General features: G+C 54.2%; 14 protein-coding genes and 1 pseudogene. 8 read left to right on the top strand and 7 right to left on the bottom strand.

The genetic code is table 11. The features are described 5' to 3' along the window. The 5 genes and pseudogenes from ACP7DD_RS16865 to ACP7DD_RS16885 all read left to right on the top strand — a co-directional run. A pseudogene (locus ACP7DD_RS16865) lies at nt 1–124 on the top strand (IS481 family transposase); the annotation flags it as partial. Between the two features lie 155 nt (nt 125–279). Then, nucleotides 280–573 carry a hypothetical protein gene (locus ACP7DD_RS16870; protein ID WP_426175961.1) on the top strand — a complete coding sequence of 98 codons (294 nt, stop codon included), beginning with the start codon at nt 280–282 and terminating at the stop codon, nt 571–573. Between the two features lie 427 nt (nt 574–1,000). Further along, nucleotides 1,001–1,432, top strand: a complete 432-nt coding sequence (locus tag ACP7DD_RS16875) for a very short patch repair endonuclease (protein WP_426175962.1) — start codon at nt 1,001–1,003, stop codon at nt 1,430–1,432. Next, a complete protein-coding gene (locus tag ACP7DD_RS16880; protein ID WP_426175963.1) occupies nt 1,419–2,639 on the top strand; it encodes a DNA cytosine methyltransferase in 1,221 nt (406 codons plus the stop codon). The genes ACP7DD_RS16875 and ACP7DD_RS16880 overlap by 14 nt, the downstream gene beginning before the upstream one ends. Further along, the gene (locus tag ACP7DD_RS16885) at nt 2,636–3,292 is read left to right on the top strand and encodes an Eco29kI family restriction endonuclease (RefSeq protein ID WP_426175964.1); all 657 of its coding nucleotides are present in this window, start codon (nt 2,636–2,638) and stop codon (nt 3,290–3,292) included. Before ACP7DD_RS16880 ends, ACP7DD_RS16885 begins: the two co-directional genes overlap by 4 nt. A 118-nt stretch (nt 3,293–3,410) precedes the next feature. Here the strand turns inward: ACP7DD_RS16885 and ACP7DD_RS16890 are convergent, their stop codons facing one another. Together ACP7DD_RS16890 and ACP7DD_RS16895 are read right to left on the bottom strand one after the other, a co-directional pair. Further along, a complete protein-coding gene (locus tag ACP7DD_RS16890) occupies nt 3,411–7,274 on the bottom strand; it encodes a hypothetical protein (protein WP_426175965.1) in 3,864 nt (1,287 codons plus the stop codon). Beyond that, nucleotides 7,271–10,420 (bottom strand): hypothetical protein, encoded by a 3,150-nt coding sequence (locus ACP7DD_RS16895; RefSeq protein WP_426175966.1) that lies wholly within the window; start codon nt 10,418–10,420, stop codon nt 7,271–7,273. The genes ACP7DD_RS16890 and ACP7DD_RS16895 overlap by 4 nt, the downstream gene beginning before the upstream one ends. A gap of 366 nt (nt 10,421–10,786) precedes the next feature. Between ACP7DD_RS16895 and ACP7DD_RS16900 the strand changes: the two genes are divergently transcribed. Continuing rightward, nucleotides 10,787–12,523, top strand: coding sequence for an ATP-binding protein (locus ACP7DD_RS16900; protein WP_426175967.1), 1,737 nt, complete (start codon nt 10,787–10,789; stop codon nt 12,521–12,523). Between the two features lie 34 nt (nt 12,524–12,557). Here the strand turns inward: ACP7DD_RS16900 and ACP7DD_RS16905 are convergent, their stop codons facing one another. Further along, nucleotides 12,558–13,649 carry a hypothetical protein gene (locus tag ACP7DD_RS16905; protein WP_426175968.1) on the bottom strand — a complete coding sequence of 364 codons (1,092 nt, stop codon included), beginning with the start codon at nt 13,647–13,649 and terminating at the stop codon, nt 12,558–12,560. A 292-nt stretch (nt 13,650–13,941) separates the two neighbouring features. On the opposite strand from ACP7DD_RS16905, the gene ACP7DD_RS16910 reads away from it, so the two are divergent. Beyond that, nucleotides 13,942–14,169, top strand: a complete 228-nt coding sequence (locus ACP7DD_RS16910; protein WP_426175969.1) for a hypothetical protein — start codon at nt 13,942–13,944, stop codon at nt 14,167–14,169. A gap of 524 nt (nt 14,170–14,693) precedes the next feature. Here ACP7DD_RS16910 and ACP7DD_RS16915 read toward each other — a convergent pair. From ACP7DD_RS16915 to ACP7DD_RS16930, 4 genes are all read right to left on the bottom strand, one after another. Continuing rightward, entirely contained in the window at nt 14,694–14,897 is a 204-nt protein-coding gene (locus ACP7DD_RS16915) for a cold-shock protein (protein ID WP_426175970.1), read from the bottom strand. Nucleotides 14,898–15,057: 160 nt separating this feature from the next. After that, nucleotides 15,058–15,279 (bottom strand): hypothetical protein, encoded by a 222-nt coding sequence (locus ACP7DD_RS16920; RefSeq protein WP_426175971.1) that lies wholly within the window; start codon nt 15,277–15,279, stop codon nt 15,058–15,060. Next, entirely contained in the window at nt 15,279–15,734 is a 456-nt protein-coding gene (locus ACP7DD_RS16925; RefSeq protein ID WP_426175972.1) for a hypothetical protein, read from the bottom strand. Before ACP7DD_RS16925 ends, ACP7DD_RS16920 begins: the two co-directional genes overlap by 1 nt. 54 nt (nt 15,735–15,788) lie before the next feature. After that, a complete protein-coding gene (locus ACP7DD_RS16930; RefSeq protein ID WP_426176042.1) occupies nt 15,789–16,253 on the bottom strand; it encodes an integration host factor subunit alpha in 465 nt (154 codons plus the stop codon). A gap of 378 nt (nt 16,254–16,631) precedes the next feature. Here ACP7DD_RS16930 and ACP7DD_RS16935 point away from each other — a divergent pair, with 378 nt between their 5' ends. Next, nucleotides 16,632–16,859 carry a hypothetical protein gene (locus tag ACP7DD_RS16935; RefSeq protein ID WP_426175973.1) on the top strand — a complete coding sequence of 76 codons (228 nt, stop codon included), beginning with the start codon at nt 16,632–16,634 and terminating at the stop codon, nt 16,857–16,859. The last annotated feature ends 325 nt before the right edge of the window (nt 16,860–17,184 follow it).

Genomic DNA, 17,184 nt, shown 5'->3' on the forward strand with positions numbered 1-17,184 from the left:
TAACTGCATTCCGCAACGCGCCTTGAAGCATTTAACGCCGATTCAAGCTCTCAAGGATTGGCAGCAAAAAAAGCCGGAACTATTTCTAAAACGCGTCTATAACCAAGCGGGTCTTGACACCTAAGAAACCTAACGCTAGCCGAGTTTGTCGAGCAATTTACGGTAGTTCAGAATGAATTGCCCCTAAAGTAGGGCACTGCCACAGCCGACTTTCTTCCTGAAAATGTCGTTTTGCAGTGTTACTCGACAGGTCTACGATGGAATGGATGGGGCCTACCTTTGTTCGACCGTGAAACCGTGAACCGTATCATGGCTCTGTTAAACCCACCGAACTCCGGTGACCAAGACTTATTGTTGCATTGGACTGGCGATTTAATTTTGTGCCAAAACGATGACTTCGATGCTGAGGAGCCCGTGTCTGACGACAACATCCGGTTCTTCACTGCTTCGCCAGGGGCCTATGTTTTTAACGGCATAAAATTAGACCTCTGGAGTATTGGGGATGGATGGACGTGGAATGCTGTGAAATTTGATTTACTTGGAGAAGACTCACATTTAGGCGCGAACGGCTGAGAAATACCAACATTGTATTGATTTTCCCAGAGCCCTTTGGCTGACAAGCTTGAAGGGCTTTGCAATACTATCCTCTCATGTTCGTTGCGAAATTTCGACCTACTTGGCAATTTTACAAAGTAGCCGGTCTGAGGGCAGTGTGGGTGTTGTCCCCCGCCGCTACTGTGGTTGCCGAACAATATTCCGCTTCGCGTCGTGCCCATCCGTTGAGCTACAAAGCGGAAATCGGATGGTAAATTCCGGTACAAGACTCGCTCTACTTGCTACCACCGCCTTCCCTCGTTCTGTCGCCGGAAAATGGCGGCCTGCGGAGGCCTCGTAGGGGCTGCTGAGCATCGAATGGATGCCATGAAATGCGACGCCGCATGGTACAATTTTCGGTCTTTTGCCCTTGATGAATGGTCCCACGGGGTGTGGTGAGCAGCGAATGGATACATTGACACCGTCGGAGCGCAGCGCGCGAATGCGACTTGTAAAGAACAAGGATACGCGCCCAGAGCTAGTGGTTAGGCAGCTTACTTATGCACTAGGCTTCCGCTACCGGCTGCACGTCAAGACTGTCCCTGGCAGGCCAGATTTGGTTTTCTCCGGTCGTCGCAAGGTAATTTTCGTTCACGGGTGTTTTTGGCACCGTCATCCGGGTTGCTCGTTAGCGCGTCTCCCAAAGTCTCGTCTTGAGTTTTGGTTACCGAAGCTTGAAAGGAACCGAGAGAGGGATTGCGAGACCTTAAAGGGCTTGGCTGAACAAGGCTGGAAAGTTTTGGTGATATGGGAATGCGAGTTAGGCCATCGAGAAGTATTGAGAACCCGTATTAAGAAATTTTTAGAGGAATCGGAGAAATGGAATGAAGGCGGTTGAGCTTTTTGCTGGGGCGGGCGGTCTGGCCATGGGTGTTAGCCTCGCGGGGTTTGAGCCGCTTGCGATTGTAGAGTGGGACAAGTGGGCATGTGACACGGTCCGGGACAACCAAACGGGTGGCTACCCCTTGGTTGCGGACTGGCCTCTGCACGAGGGCGACGTTCGGCACTTCGATTGGACAAGCATTGATGAGTCGGTGGACCTGGTTGCTGGCGGTCCGCCGTGCCAGCCTTTTTCAATGGGCGGTAAGCACAAGGCGCACGACGATAGTCGGGATATGTTCCCTGCAACCGTGGATATCATTCGTAGACTTCGCCCTAAAGCGTTCATCGTTGAGAACGTCAAAGGGCTGACTCGCTCGACTTTCGCCAATTACTACCAATACATTCTCCTTCAGTTAGAGTTCCCTGAGCTACCATCACGCAAAAACGAAGAGTGGTTTGACCATTTTCTTCGCCTTCAGGCTGAACGGACGAGTGGTCGCCAAAAAGGTAAGAAGCTGACATACAACGTCACGGCTACGTTGGTTAATGCAGCCAATTTTGGTATTCCTCAGAAGCGCGAGCGGGTTTTTATCGTCGGATTTAGGTCGGACCTCAAAATCGATTGGAGTTTTCCGCGCTCTACGCATAGTCATGAGCGGCTTCTGCATGACCAATGGGTTTCGGGCGAATACTGGAAGCGTCTCAAGGTCCCGGCAGGGAAGCGTCCAACAATGCCGGCTAGTGTCGCCGCTAAAGTACGAAAATTGGCGTTAGCGCCACTGCCCCCTGATAGTCTTCCTTGGCGAACGGTTAGAGATGCGATTGAAGGTCTGCCGGACCCACAATCGGCAGCTGCGAAGAAAATCGCCAATCATCGATTTCAGCCCGGCGCAAAAGTTTATCCGGGACACACCGGTAGTCCGTTGGACCTACCTGCCAAGACGCTTAAAGCCGGCGACCATGGTGTACCAGGCGGCGAAAACATGTTGGTCAATCCTGACGGAAGCGTTCGTTATTTTACTATCCGTGAGTCTGCGCGAATTCAGACTTTTCCCGACGGCTTCCTTTTCCACGGTTCTTGGACAGAGACTATGCGCCAGCTAGGAAATGCAGTACCTGTAGCTCTGGGACACGTTGTAGCGCGGAGCGTCGCCGAGAAACTTATTCGTAAAGAGATGCAACTCGTTGCGGAAACCCTGCATCACGTTAGGGGTGTCGCATGAGTGAAAAGAATGTCCTCCCGTTCAATCCTCTCGACAAGAAGAATCTTGGCGCGAGTGTGGCTGAGGCCATGTTAGAACAAACGGCTCAGCCGCTGGGTGACCTCCAACCCTTCACGGGTGTCGGCATTTATGCGATTTATTACAGAGGTGATTTCGAAGCATATCGAGCACTTGCAGAACGAAACAAGAACGGCGCCTTCACTGCGCCAATCTACGTTGGGAAGGCGGTGCCAGCGGGCGCGCGAAAGGGCGGTGGCGTCGGCGCAGGGAGCAGTCGCGCCCTTTACCTGCGGTTACGCGAACACACTGAGAGTATCGCGGCCGCCACGAATCTTCAACTAGAAGACTTTTTCTGCCGTTTTCTAGTTGTCGATGACATTTGGATTCCGCTTGGAGAATCGCTACTGATTGCAAAGTTCGCTCCCGTTTGGAATGCACTTATTGATGGCTTTGGAAATCACGACCCTGGAAGTGGGCGATACAAGGGGCTGTGTCCCAAGTGGGATGTTCTGCACCCCGGACGTGGCTGGGCAGAGAAGTGTGCAATTCGAAAGGAGACTCCGGAACGGATTGCGGGCGAAATTGTGGATTATTTCCGTTCGATTGCGTTCCCGGCTTCGTATCACATACTTGCGCCGTCTCAACAACCATAGCTGAGCATTCGACGAAGCTTATTTGCGTCGGCTGGTCGTGGGGGAGGCACTGTTGCATCATCCTGCCGTGCTCACCCGCGCTGCAAGTATGACGCTATACCGCGTCAGGCGGCTCGTGTCACGAGAGCAAAAGCGTGTTCAAGAGATTCAATTCGTTAGACGCCATGAAGTACCTGTCATCGAACACGAGGTCCAGACGCAATGGATTGGCTTGCCCTACCGAGGCCGCCCAGGGAAAAGACAGGTACTTCGGAATCGGCGGCATCACCGCGCTTGTTGCCATTAATGACCTCGCTAGCGCGCCGCACCAAATTTCCTGCTCATATAGCTGGAACGGTTGACCTTGCCGGGCATCGTCGGTGTGAACAAACTGCAGATAGCCGGCGGGAACGCTCACCCATGTGTTTGGCGACTTCAAATACTTAAGAGTCGTGAACTCGTTTGCCGCAGCCTCCGCTTCACGTTGGAGCAATCGGTACAGGTTGGCGGCCGGCACTCGCAACGAAGACGAGATTGCATCGTTCTTTTCGATGGCATAAAGCTGGTTGAGCAGCTCCTTGCTGGAACGCGCAATCTGGGTCTGATGGCCCTCGAATGTGAACGCTTCTTGCTTCGCAAATGCTTCCCAATTTTCAAGGACGCATGGTCCCGCGAAATAGGCGTGGTCCGCCAAGCTGGTTCCTTCCAAGGCGAATACCAATAGCGGTGCCATTGATGTGCTGGCCAAGTTCGATACCGCGCGTAGGTCATCGTACTTGACCATGGTGCGCCCATCCGTGCCTTTTTGCGCATCACCTTGTAGCTTGGTGTGCGAAAACAGTTCCATGACATTGACCTGGGCGTTCTTAACCACGCCAATTAGGGTCCGGTCACTCGCTCGACGACAAAATATTTCCGCCTCGAGGACGAATTTTGTTACGTTTCCAGACATGAGGCTTACCAGTTCCTCCAAGCCCACACGGCCAACTGGCACTAAGGCTAGCGGTTGGCGTAGCGCCGCATCACCGGTAATCCGGGTATGAATTGTCGCGCGTAGCATTACCAGCAGCGTCATCAAATCGAGCGATTGACGCAACCATTGTCGTTTGTCTCGTGTCTCATCGGTGTCGATGACAAAATCATCGACCAGCATGACGAGCCGACGCGGGACATTGTCGCCGGAGATAGCTCTACCGGCCTCGTCCTTGTACTGGCCACGGCCCCTGTAAATCAGCTGTGCGATTTCCATCAAAGCGGCTTCAATGCTGAATCGAGGAACCGCTGCGATAATCCAGTCAGTTTTGGGGAATGACACGCCGCGTGCACCCGATGATGTCATTAGGAATACGCGTACCTGGTCCCGGGTCTCTGGCTCGATAAGCTTCTTGCGCCGCCAACCGGGGACCGAAGAATCAAGTATTTGGACATTGGCTTGGTTGAGGCCGACATCTGAGCGCGACGCCAGCGTTTTTTCCAAGTCGCTCAGGAATCCCTTGTCTTGGGCAAAGTAGATAACTTGGGCGCCGCCCTTGGCCAACGCGTTGAGTACTTCGGTCTCCGCGGAAGCGAGAAGGGATTCTCCAGACACCCTCCGCACTGCTTGCCGAGGTGTTTCCTGGTCACCCTTATCGGTTATTTCAGGTTTAACGCTGGTTAGATTGACCTGATATCGGATTTTTAGCTCGCTGGCCGGAAAGCTATTGGTCATCACATGCAACGTGTTGCAGGGCCGACCGCCCACCCTGACGCTAGTGACGGCGATGCGGAAAGGCTGAATGCCTGCAGAGCGGGAGACGAGCACCTTGTCCGGTGTCCGGTCCCCCGCGTTGAGATACCTCTCCAACACAATTTCGTTGCCTAGCGATGCGTCGGAAACAACCAGGGTCACGGTGAACAGGCTTGTCTCGCCGGCATCGTCGAAGCACCCGATGAACTCGTTGTGCAACCAACGGGCGACACCATGCACGAACGGCGCACCGGCGCCGTCGCCGGCCAACTCATCAACCATGACCACGATATTCGGCATGCGCTTGGCAAATTCCCGGCGCTCGCGAACGCCCGCAAGGACCGAAGCCTTGTTTCGGAAGAGCGTGGAGAGGGCGTCCATCGTGGTTTTTCCGTTGCCTTTTTCTCGAAAGCCCTGCAACGCCGCAGTCAGCACCACCCGATTCACCTCCGGATTGAGCGCGAGAAGTTCCTGTGTTGTCTTAGCCATGCCTGAGAGGACGCCGACGACTGAACGCTCCTGCACCATGTCTTCGCTCTCGGAAAGTGCAACTTTCGCCATCCGCGAACCAGTGTGTGCACGCTCAATTTCTTGTTCCTGGTCCGGGTCAATCACAAGAATGCTCCCGATGGGTTTCACCAGATTGAGCACCCCATCGGCAATGACGGCGCCGTCAATATGCCTTCGCGTATCGCGCCCGGCCTTGACCTCTTCCAAATGCCAGCGTTCCGCCGAAGCAATCAGCTGGGCGTTGGTTGTTACGGTCAGGATGCCGGAAGGCTCCCCGTTTTTGCGCGCCAAGCTTTCGGTTACGTCGCGATTGATGATGACCCGCGGGCTGACATAGAGGAAGAGGTACCCCTCAGTCTTTTTCTCCAAATGACGTCGTACCGCAGTCGTCTTTCCGATGCCAGGATTCCCCTCGAGTGCGATGACATTCAAAGTTGCGGGCGCTGCCTTTTGCATGCCGGCGACAATAGCCGCGGCATGGATGTCCCGCAGCGTGACGGTGCCGTCAGCTCGAACCAGTCCGTTCATGACGCGCCCGATAGCGTCCTTGGACGATTCGCCAAAGAAGTTCTTGATATGGGCACTGTCGTCGACCAAGGCCAGTGCCGCGTCCACGGTGAATCCCTGCATCGGGTTGGCGAATTCAGGCAGGGCTTCTTCAAACTCAAAACGGTAGTCCTCGCCTGGCGCTGGCATTGACCGCAACGCTTTCATCCCGTCCTTAAGAGGTTTTGGAAGCTTGTTTAGCACACTGTTGAATACGGCTTCTACCTGCGCGGACAAGGCCGCCTCATCGCCATCTGCAATCTTGGTGACCGACCTGTAGGCCGCGCCCATTTGCTCCATCAGGATGCGGCGGGGCTCCTTCTTGCCGCTTAACGTGAAGTTGGCCGCCAGGCTTTCGAGTCCGTTTGGCGTGATAGCCAACGCGCGTGCCGAACAATCTTTGACCATTGAACCGTCCCGCTGCAGCCAGGTGACTGTACTTTCCGCATAGGCAGCACCTTGGCACAGCTTATAGAATGGTTTGTTCTCGCTGGTAAGCGCTCCGAGGTGGTTGCGAATGTCTTCGGAAAGCGAAAACGATTCGCCGTCGACTTCGGCGGCAACACGGGCAAATACACCTCTTGAGTCTACTAGCCGACGATGTCTCATCAGCTCGTCGAGGTGCGCGCTTTGTTCCCTGAAGTCCAGGGAGCCTGGGGGCATATCGTACGAGTACTCCTGCACCAAGAGATAGTCCTCTTTATGCTCGCCCGACAGCCATAGGATGAAGTCGGCGTTCGCGGGCATGCCCTTGTTTATTAGGGCCGGGTCAAGCTGCCCATTGAGTTGGAATTGCTCGTGGAATTCCTTGCAAGTATTGGACCTGAGCTCGGTTGTCCCGGTCTCATCACCAGGCAATGTCAATGGGCACCACAGCGCACGCAGCTTGAGGCGGCCGAGTTCAAGTTGCCAGGACAATGGCTTTAAATACTCGCGCATGGCTGTGTAACCAACACCGAAGGCGGTGAGTGCCAAGTGCTCGATTGCCGCATCCAGTACATCGATTGCATTGTCGTCTAACAGGCCCAGCTTCCGCGATAGGCGCTTGTGAATATCGAGCAGCCTAAAGCTCTTCCACGAACTCAACTGCGGATGGGTGGGCGATAAAATTTTGTGTTCAATAAGGCAGGCGACTACCCCACGTTTGACGAGAATTTCGTAGGCATGGCCCCAAAGCACAGCCTGTTCCTGAAAGGGCAATTCGCTTAACGATTGCTTCACGAAGCTTCCTTGTGCAGTACCTTCGTTACATGTGCGAGGACGGCCGGCAAGCTGAGCAAAACATTGCCGTTGCGCCGGCGCGACATGATTTCAACTTCGCCGGCTGCCGCCGTTGTCGATGGGCTTGCCCAGTCGAACGGGTCCAAGACCGGCAAAAGGTGCTGTTTTACTGCAGGTTTCTCGCTCTCCATGAAATGAATGGCGCGCAGAACACTAATAAGCGAGTCCCGAACCGGTTTCCCAGCACCGGTTCCCAAAATGTTCTGACGAATGAGCTCGTTCTGCTGCAGGTTTTCGACACGTGTTTCTAGGTCAAAGAAATAGGTGCAGAAGCCGGACTGCGGCCGGTTCTCGTCACCTACAACGTTGAGCGTGGCAAATGTGTAGATTGGCATCAGGCTGCGCAGCACATCTGCGGAGTGCTCGCGATACATTTTTTGGTGGTCTTCAAATGAAAGGACCTCAAACGCGCTCTCGAGCGCAGTGCGCTTGCGCAGCCTTGTCGCCGGGAACACATCGCGCCGAAGCGGGTAAAGATGCACATTTGGGAAACGGTTTGCCGCGTCGTCAAGAAATTCGCGTGTGCCATGCGGGGCATGTCGCTCGGAAGCACGGCCAAGATGGCGATTTCCAAAGTGATGTGACAGCAAGAGGATATGCACGAATCCGGCTTTTTCTAACCTGGACACTTCTTCAAGGATGAGCTGTGGCGTTTTAAACGCCTTGCTGCTTTCGACCAGACGCGATTGCATGCGGTCCATTCTTAAATTCGCTTCGTTGTCGCTTCGGTTCGCGACGTAAGTCCGGCTGATAAACAGATGGCCCTCGGCATCGCCGAACTGTGGGTGCACATCGCAGGGGCGCGTTACGTAGGTTACAAGCGCCACCTTGTCCAGCGACCCATCCAGCCCGAACTTCAACGGCTGGCCTCCCAAGAGGGCATGCAGCGCACCGCGCTTGGTCCAACGAAGCATTTCGACGCTCTTTCCCGGAGCCGCAGACAATCCCTGCAGCTTTACGGGCAGTTCCCGGCTTAGGGCCTTCTCTATTGCTTGACTCACGCAGTAGACGGCCGTGTTTCCCTCCTGGGTATCGTCCTCGCGCGCGGCCTGCTTGCCGTCATGTTGAAGACGGAGAATGCTCATCGAAAGGGCTGCGGCCGGATTGGACTGAACAAGCTCACCTTGCGCCGGTTGCTTTAGGCGCCGCACCAGTTCCCAAAGGACGATGTAGGTGACAAGCATGAATCCGACTAAGACAGCAGTGCGAAGTTGCTCGGCTTTTGGGCGCACGTCGTCTTTGACATGGCGCAGCCGCAGGACGTCCATGGAATACTCAATGTCGACCCCGACCCCAGCATCGAACAAGCCAGCATCGGCGACGTCAGGACGCCATGTAAGTTCCTTTTTATCCCAATGGAAGGGGACGAAGCGAGCCGGGATAGTCCGGTCAGATAGTTCCCGAGCCATACAGATGTCGTATGGTTCTCCGAGGGGGGAGAGCGTGCGCTCCTGAAGTTCCGTTTCTACAGATAGCGAGGCGATACTGCCGGGCAGATTAGCGCGTTCAGAGACCTGTAGATGCCGGAACCATGCAATCTTGTCGGCCCCTTTGTCAGACTTGACGAAGATGTCCGTCGACGGCGAGGCCATGGTTTGCAATGCTTCCCAATTAACGAGGTCTTTGTGGACGTACACCATGAACTTATCCACGCGGCGTTTTGCAGCGTCAACTAACGATGTAGACTTCGAACGCAAGACATTAATTAGCTCCTCCCCGAGCTGGTCCATCACTTTTGACCGCGCCGCGACCTTGCGCCAGAGGACGTCAAGTGCCGGGAATGCTGATGTTTTCAAGTCGTCCGAGATTGCTTTGGCCTTCGCAAATACGTCGAGAACACCGTCATCTTCCAGTGAATCTGGAATGACCAAATCTAAAAATATGAGTTCGGCCAATGAGCGCTGAATGCGCGCGTCCGGACCTGGCTGCGCGAGCATGCGGTCGTGTATGCGGTCGAGCCTGGTGTCGAACGCGGATTTGCCGCTCTGAGGATTGTCGCCGTTGATTCGAAAGCGATATGACACTTCTCGAACCGTCGCGATTTCCCGGTTCGGGTTGGTGCGCCGCTCAAAGAGCTGGACCGACCATTCTGCCCAGACGGGCAGGCAGTTGTAAAACAATGCTTTGCGCAGCTCGTCGGCTAGGTCGACGTTGTTTTGGACACCATAGGCATTGCTGACATCCAGAAGAAGCGACTCGCCCTCGGCGCCGGCGAACCTCTCGAAACAGTCGTGCACCCGTTTGACATAAGCTTTTAGACCCGGCCTATTGCTTTGCGCGGCGACGGCGTCCATCAAGCGCATGCTTATTTGCATTCTCACTCGAGACAAGGCCTCGTCTTCCAAAAAATCCAGTAGTTCTGCAATCTGACTTCGGGGCTGATTGCGCTGCTTTCTTATGTTCGAGAGGATTCCGTCAACCTCATCCTGGTCGAGCCCATCATTGTGGAGTTTTCGCGATATCCCGGCGAGAAGCACCTCGAGCCAGTCCCGACCGTCGATGGTCTCCATGGCAGACAACACGCGACCGATATCATGTTCACGTTCCGCGGCTTTTCGACCGGGAGGCGCAAAATGGACCGGCACCATTTTTGCCACGCGGGGCAGCTCCGGTATGCGCTCCCCGATAGACTGGGTCATTAACTGCAGCGTTTTCTCAAGCGAGGCCACTGTAAAAATATTCGGGTCTAGTTGGCCAAGTACCTGGTCGAATTCTAAACTCACAGCCGTGTGCAGGCTTTCGAGCTGCTTGGCGGTAGCGGCTTCGGACTCTGACACCAGGCGCCCACCCACTTTCGCAGCCGTACCGAAGGGTGGCATCACCATATCGCGAACGAAGCCTGAATCGTCCCCCGGTTCAAACGACGGTTTGAAGGACTCATGGGTTATCAACCGCTGAATCACCGAACGAGTGTTGACTCGCAGCTTCTTACCCTCAACACTGAGCAAAGGAATAGCTTGTAAGGCATCGCTGCCCAACGGCGGAATTGATTTAGAAACCAATTCAGCAAGCTTAGCCAAATTGAGTGATGGAGTACGGTTGCGAGCGGAAACGCTCGAACCGCCCCTTACAGGGGAAGTTGTCATTGGTCAGCTCCTTCTGGCAGCTACGCCACTTCACATTCGCGACGACCAGTCGCGAGCATGGATTTGAGGTTAGGTGGGTCTAGTGTATGACTATTTCACTAAAGACAGGCGCATTAAATCAAAAAATCAGTCAACTTGATGCATCCAGGGTGGCCATTTCAGGAGGCGGCGCCCTAACATGGTAGTCTTGTCACTTATACGTTCGCACAAAGCAGGGTTTTGCTATGACCTCGAGCGGGTAAATGAAGCTATCATTTGAATCTATAAATGCCGCTGCACCCGCAGTAAATTGGAAAAGCACAAAATCTAGGCGGAGGGCGCATGGCATGAGACCCCTTCCTCGATGTAAAAGATAAGAAAAGTGCTATGTCCAAACAAGCTAGGTTCCAGGTTGACTCCAGGCTTGCCAGTCTTCTGAGTCAAGAGTACTCATCTACCGAGAAGGCACTCAAGGAGTTGGTCGATAACGCTTGGGACGCGGACGCGGAGCACGTTTTTATTTCCCTCCCAGCCCCAATGTCCTCTGCCTCGATAATCATCAGGGACGATGGCTCTGGAATGACTTCAGAGGAAGTAGAGCGTCACTACCTGAAAATTGCCGCAGACAGGCGAGTGCTTCGGGGTGTGCGAACCGCCGTTCGTAACCGAATCAAAGGGGTTGGCAAATTCGCGGGGCTCATGGCGGCTTCGACGATGAAACTGGAGACCACCGCAGGTGGCTTTGTTACGTCCTTTGAGTTGGAGCTCGGCCATCTCAGCACTGTAGTTGACATCGAACATCTACCGATTTCTTTAAAGGTGGAGACTTGTGATGCCCGATTGCATGGGACCACTATCACGTTGTCGAGCCTCCATAGCGGATTTGCGTATCTCGACGCGACGAAGTTCAAGCAAATTCTTCTGCAGGAATATGGGCGCGAACGTGATATCAGAATCCTAATCGATGGCAAGACCTTGGGGATTGACGACGTTGCGGGCTTGTTTAGGTCAACGGAAGGCGTCGTGGAAGGTGTGGGCACAGTCAAATTAAGCTTTGCCATCGCAGATGGAGCGTCGTTATCTCGGCAGCCTGGTATCGTTATTAGCGTTGATGGGAAGACCGTCGGCAAGCCTTTTTTGTTCGGACTAGACCAGCAGGAAGATTTCCCGGTGAAACTACTTCGTCGCCTATATGGAGAGGTCCAAGCTGATGGCCTAAGTGCGCACGTCACGAATGGTTGGGACAGCTTAGTTGAAAACAGTGAGCTGCTGGCCCGCGTCGTTGATTTTGTTAGACCTATCCTACAAAACGCTTTCAAGGAAAAGCACGGGCGCGAACTGCAGTTGGCACACGCCAGGCTCAAAAAGGAGATACAGCTCAGACTTTCCCAACTGCCAGAAAACAGTCGTCAATTCGCTGATGACGCGGTTAAGAAGGTGTTGAACCGTTTCTATGGTGAGCCGCCCGAGAAGGTCGAGGCATACGTCTACGTACTTCTTGAGGCGCTTGAGCGGTCTGAATATGGCGATGTGCTACGGCACCTTGCAGAGGCATCGCGCAGCGACGTCGCGTCCATTGCTGAAGGTCTTGACGACTTTGGTCTAGCGGAAATGGCCCATCTTGTCGAACAAGCGAAAGCACGCATGTTTGTCTTGGATAGCCTTGAAGCAATGGTGACGAATCCAAAGACTCTTGAGTCGCAAGTCCATAAGGCATTGGAGCGCAACCTATGGGTCTTGGGCACTACAAATTCCCTATTCAGCTCAAACAAGACTTTGCAGAGAATAGTGGAGTCACAGATTGGCGACAAGTACACCGACGAACGAGCAATGCTGCGCCCCGACCTTCTGCTCAATGAAGGATTTGCAGGCGAGTACCTCCTAATAGAATTCAAACGACCGGCGCACGCGTTGAAGTGGGAGGACTATACTCAAGCCACGACGTACCGACACGCCCTGAGAAATCACATCACGAAAAAGATGCGTATATTCATTATAGGTGGTTCGCTCTCAACCGATTTCCCTACTGGGAATATGGAGGCGGACCTGACTGCGCTTACTTTCTCAGATATCATTTCAAGCGCTAGAACTGAACTCGCATGGAAGCTTCGAGTGAATAATTGATAAAGGATAGTCCGCGGGCGGAGTTAGTTCTTTATTAAACTAACTGCCGTGCCAACACCCGTCCAACAAATTCGCCCCCACCTCTGCTCGCCGCAATCAGCGCCCGTACATCCGCTTTGACCACAGTCTCATCCACGCCAGCGGCGCTCGCCGCCATCACGGCCGCGTACGCGTCCAACACATCCACACCAGTGATGTCGTGGCCCCATCCGTTAGCAATGCCTCGCAGTGCCGTCATGCCGGCGGACAGCGCAAATTCCGGTCGCTCGGCCGCGAAGTCCCGCGCTGCGCGTATCAGCGTCCGCGGGTCTGCCGGACTCCGATTTGCGAGCTCGATGGCCAAGTCGAAAAAGCCTGCGTCCTTTGCCGTGGCAAACCACTTGCCTTCCTGGCCCGGCTGGCTCGCAATGAGGTCGCGCAAAATGGTCTCCCGCGGCATGTGCGGGTACTTCTTCACGATGGCTTTGAATGTCGCCAAATTGGTCGTTGCGTACGTCGCTTCTACGGCATAGCGCGCATATGCCTCATCCGCAAACCCTGAGTCCAACAATACGCCCTCACAGAACGCCGCGATGGCCGCCAAAGGAGCGTTCAGTCCTTTCGAGTCCTCAGCGTAGCGGATGGCCTCTGCGTGCTTGCCGGCCGCAGCCAGGGCCTTGGCACCCCACACTCGGTTGTGCCACGATTTGTGCCGGTACTCTGACTTTGCTATCAAGGCGAGAAGCTCGTCGTATCTGCCAGCCGCATACAACGCGCTCAGACAAGCGGTCGTCCCTTTCAAGTATCCATATTCCCCACTGCTCGCGCAGTGGTTCCACATCGTCGTCAGCGTTGGCGCCAAATCATCGGCCCATTTTGCGGCAATCTCAGGCGTCGCGCATAGGTCGCCCCAAAACTCACCCAAGTACTCGAGGTAAGGCATGTCGTCTTCCTGGAGAGCGTCCCACAATCGGTCCAGCCATTTCTCGCGAACCGCTCGGCTGACGTCGGCCTTCGCAATGATTGGGACGAGGGTCTCGATGGCGCGGTTGACGGCGGAGCCAATGCCACCAGAGCTGCTGTCAACCTGCTCGATGGCCGGCGCCAGCTTTTCGAGGAACAGGATGGCGCCTTCGGCGGCAAGCACTGGCTCCCTCTTGGCCAACGCTTTAATTCAATAAGCGCCTCTTTGATGCGCTGCATTGGCGCATCTGATTTCCAGCCGAGGCATTGCGGCGAAAGCGTGGGGCGAACTGCCATTTGTATGTTGTAGCCATGAGTTCAAATGCTGGGGTAAATTGATGACGCTGACAATGTTTTTGTGGCACGCTGGTCATCCGCAAGATGGATGAACATCGGTTTTTCCGGCGGCAAGAATAGCAGATGGGGCGCAGTAAGCGCATAATAAAAAAAACGTTAATAGTCGATGAGGAAATATGATGAGCACAGTCAATCTTGCGTACACAGTCGTTACAAATCCCGATTCGCTCGTTGGGTTCAAATACTACGTCAAAGCTGGAGATTTATTTGATGCTGAAGACTATTCAGCGGTATACAAATTGAATCGAGCTGACCTCGACGCCGATGACGTGCTGGCCGTCCAGATTGCGGTCGGAATACTAACGCCCGGTGAGTGGTTGGCGGTTTCACATTCCGTTGCAGCGTAACGGGGAAAATCGGCCGACCGTTTTGGTTTTTTTTTGAACCGAGTCAATTGTGGGGCCAGGTATCAGGGCAAGTATCTTGGTCTTCAGCGGATAACTCTGAGAAGTACAAGTCTCACATAATTATGCAATTGCGAAATCCCAACCACTACGTAGTCCGGGTGGACTTTCCTCGAACTGGCGACGACCCCATCGCACACTATATGCGCTGGCAAGAATGCATCTTCGCTGGCCAACATGTTGCGAACATGTGCTTCGACGCGAAGGCCGACGCCACGCCAGGTAGTAAAGACGAACTGCTGGCGCTCGCTGTTTGGCTTGTTTGCGGTCAAAATTTTACGGACGAGGAGACCCGCTGGGTAGTGAGATACAGTGAGGGTCAGCTTGGCTGGTAGGTACCTGAAGTTTGTGGCGCTGTCCACCGGCCTCGGTCACCGAACCGTAGGAAGCACCTCACCACCGCCAAGGACATGCCGACCGACGGGATAGACTATCGGACGGCCAAAATCCACTAATGGATGATGCGTTTAAGCTTCTTTGATGTTCGAAGCCTGCGCACCTTTTGGGCCTTGCGTAACGTCGAACTGGACTTTTTGATTTTCTTTCAGCGTCTTGAATCCGTCCATCGAAATTGCTGAAAAGTGTGCGAACAAATCATCGCCACCGCCGTCAGGCGTGATAAAACCGAAACCCTTGGAGTCGTTGAACCATTTCACTGTACCGGTTGTCATTATGCACTTTCAAAATTGACTCACAGGACGCCGACTTGTGGTGGCTTGATGCCACCGGTCGGGTGCTTCGAGCACTCCGTTGTCGGATTGCCGAAGTTGTATTGTAGCTAACTTTTCAGCGCTGCGCGAGAAGTTTAGGTGAAATCCTAGCATCGCACAATCAACTAAGAAGCGCTTCGAAATCGGTGAGAAATGGCACCATTAATTGGAAATCAACTTCCTCGAGGTCGAGCCTCAATATCCGAAGTAGCAGAGCCTGGGCCTCGCCGACAGTGACCGTGCCGGGCACGTCCTCGCCCAGCATCGACGACAGAAAATCCTGGTGAAAATCGCCAAGGAAAATGATATCGCCCATGCGAATTAGCGTGTCAGCAGTTGCCATCAACTTTCTTCGCGGTGGTGCGCCAACGCTGCCGGTGTCGCTACGTTCGGATGCGAAGGCGAAGCCGGTCTCAATACTGATGCCGCAGCCGGTCCCTGCTTTGCCATGAGCAGCTCGACGATTTCCACGACAACTTTTTCGAGGCTCTTGTTGCCAAGAGATGTAGTGGGATACTCTGGTCGCCCGGGGCCCTTCTGGCTGTTGTAGAGCTCGATAATAGCCGCCTTGGTCCAACGTTTCTTGGACGTGAGCGGTGAGAATGCCATGTGTTCAGGGTGGAGGGTGAACCCTTCAGCGGTGGAGTCGATGACGTCTCGCGGCGTCAGGTCTGGGAACGTGATTGTTGCCAAACGCTTCTCGCAGACGGCCCAGCTTTTTGCTCCAAGCAGCCCGTCGCCGGTGTCAATGATTATTGGGAAACGGGGCTTGCGGAAGAGGAAATTCAGTGAGGTCATGATTATTTCGGGAGGCTGCAGCTGGGTGTCGGGTGATGGGGGCGGACGGTCGAGTTAGTCCTTGGAGTTATCGTCGACGTGTTTTGACGCGGACGATATCGAAGAACCGTCGGCCAAGGTTTTGAGCTTTTGGCTTGCCCGAAATGTGGCGACGCGGCGGGCAGGGATGGCGGCCTCTTCGCCGGTCTTCGGATTGCGGCCCAGGCGTGACACCTTATCGCGGAGCTGGAAGTTGCCGAATCCGGCTAGCTTGACGAATTCTCCGCGCTCAAGCGCATCTCCGATTTCGTCGAAGAAGCTGTCGACCATGTCTTTAGCTTCGCGCTTGTTGAGGCCCACCTGTTCGAACAGGAGTTCGGCGAGTTCTGCCTTGGTTAGCGTTGGCCCGCAATCGTCTGCTACTTGGGCAGCCTTAGCTGGCGCCAATGCTCGCTTGAGGCCGCTTGCGGGCGTTGACGGCAACTTGCCGGAAAAATCAACAGCAGTCGTAAAGTCGGACGCTAAATCAAGTGTTCCCATTATTTCCAGTGGTGCCAAATGTCGCTCCGGTAGATTTTTAGGAAAGGAACGCCTTTTATCTCGCAGCAGCGCTCACCTTGTCATCGCGTCGTTAGCTAGTCTTTTTGGGACGATTTCAAGGCCAGCAAGTATCGGATACTGCTCCACAGAAAGCAAGACCTTGCGCTGCGCGGAGTCTGGCTTTACCAGCGAAGAACTGTTGACACAGGTCACGTCCTTTTCGAAGGTGACGCAAACCGCCATCACCGAGCTGACCGTGATTGGAGCGTGGTGTTGTGCCACGGATGAGGACGAACGTTTCTCCGTGCAAGAACAGTCAGTATGGCCGTGGTTGACGCATAATATACGCACGTTTGTAATTAAGATATGAGGCCTGCCATGAGCACTGTCAATCTTACGTATACGGTCGTTACAGACCCCGATTCCTTCGTTGGGTTCAAGTACTATGTGAAAGCTGGGGATATGTTTGATGCTGATGATTTTGCAGCATCATATAAACTGAATAGAGCTGAACTTGATGCCGATGACCTGCGGGCCACACAGGATGCAGCCGCAACACTCGCGGCCGGTGAGTGGCTGGCGGTTTCCCACTCTATTGCGGCGTAGCAGCCAAAGTCGACTGTCGGGCTCGGTTTTCTGAAAAATGTCACTTCTGTACGGGGCACCGGATGCCAACGCCCGTATCTTCGCCATCAACGGCTGAGAGATGCATCGCAACGCTTAACTAAATATGCAATCACGAATTCCAAACGACCACGAAGTTCCGGTCGATTTTCCTCGAGTTGGCGACGACGCTATCGCAAACTATCTGCGTTGGCAGGAATGCGTCCACATTGCTGGACACGTCTCGAGCATGTGCTTCGACGCAAGGGTCAACTTCGCGCCAGGTAATAACGACGAACTTCTTGCGCGAGCTGTGTCGCTAGTTTGC

It is taken from the genome of Massilia sp. TWR1-2-2 (genome assembly GCF_049897565.1).
In the GTDB taxonomy this organism is placed as follows: domain Bacteria; phylum Pseudomonadota; class Gammaproteobacteria; order Burkholderiales; family Burkholderiaceae_D; genus JAFCUW01.